Raw genomic sequence first — 6826 nt, forward strand, 5'->3', positions numbered from 1 at the left:
GACCCGCGGGACGGGGGCGGCCGGGAGCCGTCAGCCCCTGCGGCGGCGGGCCACCGTCACCGCTCCCCCGCCGACCAGCAGCAGGGCGAGCGCGCCGCCGGCGATGTACGGGGTCGCCGAGCTGCCGCCGGTCTCGGCGAGGTCGGCCTGGGCGGGGGCGCCCTGCGGGCGGACGTCGGCGGCCGGGTCGTGGCTCGGCACCGGCTTGCCGGTGGGCGGGGCCGTCGGGGACTCGCAGGTGGCCTTGGCCAGGGTGACCGTGCCCTCGACGTCGGCGACGCCCAGCTTCAAGGGGTTGACGGAGACCTTGAGTTCGAGGGCGGTCGCGGCGGCCGTGCGGGTCGTGGTGGTCCGCTGGGCGAGGTCGAGGCGGACCTCGCCGACGCCGGGCACCTTCACCTCGGTCGGGCCGCCGGCGGTCAGGGTGACGCGCTTGCCGAGGACGGTGACGGTGCCGAGGACGTTCGCGGCGGCGGCCGGCGCCCTGCCGGCCTCGCAGGTGGCCTTGGCGGTGATCGTGTCGGCCTCGATCAGGGACAGCAGGGGCAGGCCGGGCAGGTGCAGCTCGGCGTGGGCGACCCGGACCGAGCCCTCGGCGCGCTTCGCGGTGACCGTGGCCCTGGCCTCGGCGACGTCCGCGCCGAGCACGGTGAACGGCTTGCCGCCGTTCACGCCGTCGAGCCGGGCGGACAGCGCCGTCTCGTCGGCGCTCCGCGGTGCCTGGACCTCGTTGAGGGTGACCGCGAGCGGGACGTTCACGGTCTTGTCGAGCAGGGACACGTCGAGCCCGGTGCGCAGGACGACGGCGGAGGCGCGGCCGTGCGCGCCGGTCGCGTGCGCCGCGCCCGCGCCCAGGACCGCGGGCGCCGCGGTGAGGGCGGTGACCGTCGCGAGAGCGGCCAGGCGGCGTGCGGACATGCGGAAGTTGTTGCTGTTCAAGGCGGTGGGACCCCCAGACGGGACATGCTTGGGACCCGTCAACCTTGTACGCACTGTGGGTGAACGGTCAGCGATCCTCGGTCACTTCACTCAAACGTGGATCGTACGCACGCCGATTCGAATCAAGACGCAGTCATGGGTACATCTACTCGACGACCCGCCCGTCGAGCACCACCCGTCGCGGCGCCGCGAGCACCCGTACGTCCACCCGCGGGTCCGCCTCGTACACCACGAGGTCGGCCGGGGCGCCCTCCTCCAGGCCGGGCCGGCCGAGCCAGGCGCGGGCGCCCCAGCTCGTCGCCGAGAGGGCCTCGACGGGCGGGATGCCGGCGGCGACCAGCTCCGCGACCTCCTCCGCGACGAGCCCGTGGGCCAGTGAGCCGCCCGCGTCCGTGCCGACGTAGACCGGGATGCCGGCGTCGTAGGCGCCGCGCACGGTGTCGTAGCGCCGCTCGTGCAGCCGCCGCATATGGGCGGACCAGCGCGGGAACTTCGTGTCGCCGCCGTCCGCGAGCCGGGGGAAGGTGGCGATGTTGACGAGGGTGGGGACGATCGCGACGCCCCGCTCGGCGAACAGCGGGATCAGGTCCTCGGTGAGGCCCGTGGCGTGCTCGATGCAGTCGATGCCCGCCTCGACCAGGTCGCGCAGGGAGTTCTCGGCGAAGCAGTGGGCGGTGACGCGGGCGCCGAGCCGGTGGGCCTCGGCGATGGCCGCCTGCACCGCCTCGCGGGGCCAGCAGGGGGACAGGTCGCCGAGGTCGCGGTCGATCCAGTCGCCGACCAGCTTGACCCAGCCGTCGCCGCGCCGGGCCTCCTGGGCGACGTACGCCACCAGCTCGTCGGGCTCGATCTCCCAGGCGTAGTTGCGGATGTAGCGGCGGGTGCGGGCGATGTGCCGGCCCGCCCGGATGATCTTCGGGAGGTCGGCGCGGTCGTCGATCCAGCGGGTGTCGGAGGGCGAGCCCGCGTCGCGGATCAGCAGGGTGCCCGCCTCCCGGTCGGTGAGCGCCTGCTTCTCGGCGGTCTCCGCGTCGACCGGGCCGTGCGCGTCGAGGCCGACATGGCAGTGCGCGTCGACCAGGCCGGGCAGTGCCCAGCCGTCGACGGTGGTGATGTCCCGGGCGCCGGCGGGGCGGTCGTAGGAGATCCGCCCGCCGACCACCCACAGCTCGTCACGGACGTCGTCCGGCCCCGCCAGGACCCGCCCCTTCACGTGCAGCACCGCGCCATCGCTCATGCACTGCACCCTAACGACCTACGGCTCGGACTTCCCCACCTGGTCGGAGGTCTCCTCCTCCACCTCGGCCATCGCCGGGTCGAGCAGGCGGGAGAGGAAGTGCCGGGTGCGCTCGTGCTGCGGGTCGCCGATGACCCGGTCCGGGCTGCCGTCCTCGACGACCACGCCGCCGTCCATGAAGACGACCCGGTCGGCGACCTCGCGGGCGAAGGTCATCTCGTGGGTGACGACCATCATCGTCATGCCCTCCTGGGCGAGCATGCGCATGACGGCGAGGACGTCCCCGACCAGCTCGGGGTCGAGCGCCGAGGTCGGCTCGTCGAAGAGCATCACCTCGGGGCCCATGGCGAGCGCGCGGGCGATGGCGACGCGCTGCTGCTGGCCGCCGGAGAGGGAGGACGGGTAGGCGTCCGCCTTCTCGGACAGGCCGACGCGGGCCAGGTTCTCGGCGGCGATCCTGGCGGCGGTCGCCTTGTCCCGCCCGAGGACCCGGCGCTGCGGCAGCGTGAGGTTCTCGGTGACGTTCAGATGCGGGAAGAGGTTGAACTGCTGGAAGACCATGCCGATACGGCGGCGTACGGCGTCGATGTCGACGTCGGGGTCGGTCACCTCGGTGCCGCCGACGAAGACCTGGCCCTTGGTGGGCTCCTCCAACAGGTTGACACAGCGCAGCAGCGTCGACTTGCCGGAGCCGGAGGGGCCGATGACGCAGACGACCTCGCCCCGGCCGATCTCCAGGTCGATGCCCTTGAGGACCTGGTTGTCGCCGAAGGACTTGTGCAGGTCCCGGACGCTGATCTCGGGGCTGGTCACTTGATCTCCTTCTGGGCCCTGGCCTCCAGCCGGCGGGCGACGAAGCCGAGCGGGATGGTGACCAGCAGGTAGCACAGGCCCGCGACCAGGATCGGCGTGGAGTTGGCGGTCGTACTGGCGAGGTCCCGGCCGAACTTGGACAGTTCCCGCTCCTCCAGGGTCACGCCGAGCAGCAGCACCAGCGAGGAGTCCTTGAAGAGCATGATCAGCTCGTTGGTGAGCGGCGGGAGGATGATCCGGAACGCCTGCGGGATGATGATGGAGATCATCGCGCGGGCGGGCGAGAAGCCCAGCGAACGGGCCGCCTCCATCTGCCCCTTGGGCACCGCCTGGATGCCGGCGCGGAACGTCTCCGCCATGTAGGCGGCGCCGATGAGGCCGAGGCCGAGGGCGCCCTTGCCGTAGGTGCCGCCCGGGATCTCCGTGCCCGGGAAGGCCAGCGGCACGGCCACCGCGATGAAGACGAAGATCAGCAGGGCGGGCAGGCCGCGGAAGATCTCGATGTAGACGCTCGCCAGCCAGCGGTACGGCCCCACGGAGGACAGCCGCATCAGCGCGATGACCAGGCCGAGCGCCAGTCCGAGGACGAAGCCGGACACCGTGTACAGCACGGTGTTCTTCAGCGCCAGCGTGATGACGTCCGGCCACATCTGCCGGGCGATGTCGCCCTGGGCGAACTGGTTCTGCAGCCGGCCCCAGTCCGCCGTGACCGCTACGGCGATCACGGCGGCGACGAAGACGACGTACTGGATGCCGCGCGACAGCTGACGCTTCTGGCGTCGCGTCAGGCCCTTCTTCTTCGGCTGGAGTCGTACGTCCGTATCGGTCATGAGGCGGCGGGAGAGGCCACGGAGGCGTTGTACGGGCCGATCCACTGCTCGTAGATCTTCTTGTAGGTGCCGTCGGCCTTGGCGTCCTTGAGGGCCTTGTTGATGGCCTCGCGCAGCGCGGTGTTGCCCTTCTTGACCGTGAAGCCGTACTGCTCACCGGTCTTGAGGTTGTCGACCACCTTGAACTTGTCCGCGTTGGCCTTGTCCTTCAGCCAGCCCTGGACGACCGGGTAGTCGATGACCACGGCCTGGACCTGGCCGGTGCGCAGGCCGTTGAGGACGGCGTCGGAGGACTCGAAGGAGATCGGGTCGTAGCCCTTGCCCTTGACGTAGTCCTCGCCGGTGGTCTGCGCCTGGGCGCCGAGCTTCTTGCCCTTGGCCTTGACGTCGGCGAGCGAGTCGATGCCGCTGCTCTTGTCGACCAGGACGGCCTGGGTGGCCTCGAAGTACGGGTCGGAGAAGTCGACGTTCTTCTTGCGCTCGGCGGTGATGGTCATGCCGGCGGCGGCCAGGTCGCACTGGCCGGAGTTCAGGAAGGCGCCCGTCTTGAAGTTCTCGAAGGGCGTGTCGAGGATCTGCTGCTTGACGCCGAGGTTCTTGGCGACGAGGTCGATCAGGGAGACGTCGAAGCCCTGCACCTTGCCGTCGATCTCCGACTGGAACGGCGGGTAGGGCAGGTGGGTGCAGGTGGTCAGCTGACCGGCCTTGGCGAGGTGGACGCCCTTGACGGTGGTCTTGCCACTCCCCGAGTCGCTGGAGGAGCAGCCGGCCACGACGAGCGCGAGTGCGGCGGTCGCGGTGGTGGCGGCCAGAAGGCGGGCCCGGCGCCCTGCGAGCGTTTTCATGGGGAGATCTCCTGTGGGGGAACTGTGGCTTCCGATTATAAGGAATCGTTTGAGTCTCTCAAATCAAACCCATGGTTACGAAGCCTTTCGACCTAAGATCGGTGAAGTCGACCTTCCCGACCCCGCCCCGAGAGCGAAGAGAGCACCGCCGTGACCCACCCCTTCCTCGACCTGCCCCCGCTGAGTGCCGAGCGCTTCGCCGCCATCGAGGACGGGGTGGCCCGGCTGCTGGACACCCGGCAGGACGTCCTGATCACGCAGGGCGAGGCGCTGCTGCCGCTGGAGGGCGCGATCCGCGCGGCGGCCGGTCCGGGCACGGTGGCCCTGAACGTGATCACCGGCCCGTACGGCCAGACCTTCGGCAACTGGCTCCGCGACGCCGGCGCCACCGTGCACGACCTCTCGGTCCCCTTCCACACGGCGGTGACCGCCGAGCAGGTCCGGGAGGCGTTCGCCGAGCACCCGGAGATCGACTTCGTGTCGCTGGTGCACGCCGAGGCGGCGACCGGCAACACCAACCCGGTCGCGGAGATCGGCGAGGCGGTGCGGGAGCAGGGCGCCCTGTTCTACCTGGACGCGGTGGCCTCGGTGGGCGCGGAGCCGGTGCTGCCGGACGCGTGGGGCGTGGACCTGTGCGTGATCGGGGCGCAGAAGGCGATGGGCGGCCCGGCGGGCGTGTCGGCGATCTCGGTGAGCGAGCGGGCGTGGGCCCGGATGGCGGCCAACCCGAACGCCCCGCGCCGCTCCTACCTGTCGCTGCTCGACTGGAAGGACCGCTGGATCGACGCCGGGCGCACGGCGCTGCCGCACGCTCCCGCCCAGCTGGAGATGCTGGCGCTTCAGGCGTGCCTGGAGCGGATCGAGGCGGACGGGCTGGAGACGGTGATGGCCCGGCACCGGCGCGCCGCGCTGGCCTCGCGGGCCGGGGCGGTGGCCCTGGGCGGAGGCCTGGAGCCGTACGTGTACGAGGAGCGGGACGCGGCGCCGGTCGCCACGACGCTGCGGGTGCCGTCCGGGGTGGTGGCCTCGGAGCTGGTGGCGCGGGCCCTGGAGAGCGACCCGGCACTGCCGCTGGCGGCCGGTGGCGGCGCCCTGGCCAAGGAGATGATCCGGGTCAACCACTACGGCCCCGACGCGACGCCGGGCGCCGTCCAGAACTCTCTGGCGGCCCTCGGCGCGGCTCTCGCGGAAAAGGGGCTGACGGTGGATCCGGTCGCCGCCCGCCAGGCCATCGAGCACGCCTGGCGCTGATCGAATCCAGAATTCAATTCTCTTTCACAATTCCCGCCAATTCCCCGGACGATAGCTTCCCATCTTCTTCTGCCCGCTTTTTGCAGAGCTAAACGGGGGAGTTTTCCGGCAGGTTTCCTGCGGTTTCCGGGCTGTGACACACTCCACAACAGCGGCGATTTGCCCTGGTATGCCGTGGGGCATTGCGGACATTTCACCAATGTCCCCGGCAGCGCCTCCAACGGCTCCCGTGCATTCTTGAATTCACCTCGCTAAATTCGTGCCGCATGACTGCCGCACCCGCAGAACTGCTCATCGAACGGCCGGCGACGACCGACGGAGCCGCACTCTGGCGTCTCGCCAAGGAGTCGAAAACCCTCGATCTGAACTCGTCCTACAGCTATCTGCTGTGGTGCCGGGACTTCGCCGACACCTCGGTGGTGGCGCGCGGTGCGCACGGGGAGCCGGTCGGTTTCGTCACCGGCTACCTGCGGCCGGACCGCCCGCGCACCCTGCTCGTCTGGCAGGTGGCCGTCGACCCCGCCCACCGGGGCCTCGGCATCGCCGCCGCGCTGCTGGACGGCCTGGCCGCACGGCTCGCCGCCGACCACGGCGTCACCGAGCTGGAGACCACCATCACCCCCGGCAACACGGCCTCCGAGCGCCTGTTCACCTCGTTCGCCGAGCGGCACGGCGCACGGGTCACCCGCGAGGTGCTGTTCCCCGCCGGCCTGTTCCCGGACGGCCCGCACGATCCCGAAGTCCTCTACCGCATCGGCCCGTTGACCGCGTCAACCGCCCACTGAGGAGCGATTCACCGTGACCATCACCCAGCCCGACCTCAGCGTCTTCGAGACCCTTGAGTCCGAGGTGCGCAGCTACTGCCGCGGCTGGCCCACCGTCTTCGACCGCGCGCGGGGCAGCCGGATGTA

At 71.0% G+C, this 6826-nt stretch carries 7 protein-coding genes; 2 read left to right on the forward strand and 5 right to left on the reverse strand.

Features of this window, described 5'->3' with window-relative positions:
* Window positions 1-30: 30 nt before the first annotated feature.
* From ABZ937_RS35425 to ABZ937_RS35445, 5 genes are all read right to left on the reverse strand, one after another.
* On the reverse strand, window positions 31-939 hold the full coding sequence (locus tag ABZ937_RS35425) for an SCO1860 family LAETG-anchored protein (RefSeq protein WP_361698124.1): 909 nt from the start codon (window positions 937-939) through the stop codon (window positions 31-33).
* Window positions 940-1084: 145 nt separating this feature from the next.
* Window positions 1085-2176 carry an amidohydrolase family protein gene (locus ABZ937_RS35430; protein WP_361698126.1) on the reverse strand — a complete coding sequence of 364 codons (1092 nt, stop codon included), beginning with the start codon at window positions 2174-2176 and terminating at the stop codon, window positions 1085-1087.
* Window positions 2177-2194: 18 nt separating this feature from the next.
* Complete coding sequence (locus ABZ937_RS35435) at window positions 2195-2989, reverse strand: amino acid ABC transporter ATP-binding protein (RefSeq protein WP_361698128.1); 795 nt, start codon at window positions 2987-2989, stop codon at window positions 2195-2197.
* The gene (locus ABZ937_RS35440; RefSeq protein WP_361698130.1) at window positions 2986-3819 is read right to left on the reverse strand and encodes an amino acid ABC transporter permease; all 834 of its coding nucleotides are present in this window, start codon (window positions 3817-3819) and stop codon (window positions 2986-2988) included. Before ABZ937_RS35440 ends, ABZ937_RS35435 begins: the two co-directional genes overlap by 4 nt.
* Complete coding sequence (locus ABZ937_RS35445; RefSeq protein WP_361698132.1) at window positions 3816-4664, reverse strand: transporter substrate-binding domain-containing protein; 849 nt, start codon at window positions 4662-4664, stop codon at window positions 3816-3818. The genes ABZ937_RS35440 and ABZ937_RS35445 overlap by 4 nt, the downstream gene beginning before the upstream one ends.
* Window positions 4665-4814: 150 nt before the next feature.
* Between ABZ937_RS35445 and ABZ937_RS35450 the strand changes: the two genes are divergently transcribed.
* Window positions 4815-5915 (forward strand): aminotransferase class V-fold PLP-dependent enzyme, encoded by a 1101-nt coding sequence (locus ABZ937_RS35450; RefSeq protein WP_361698134.1) that lies wholly within the window; start codon window positions 4815-4817, stop codon window positions 5913-5915.
* Window positions 5916-6181: 266 nt separating this feature from the next.
* Window positions 6182-6700, forward strand: a complete 519-nt coding sequence (gene ectA, locus ABZ937_RS35455; RefSeq protein WP_361698136.1) for a diaminobutyrate acetyltransferase — start codon at window positions 6182-6184, stop codon at window positions 6698-6700.
* The last annotated feature ends 126 nt before the right edge of the window (window positions 6701-6826 follow it).

Source organism: Streptomyces sp. NPDC046727 (assembly GCF_040645635.1).
Taxonomy (GTDB): Bacteria; Actinomycetota; Actinomycetes; order Streptomycetales; family Streptomycetaceae; genus Streptomyces.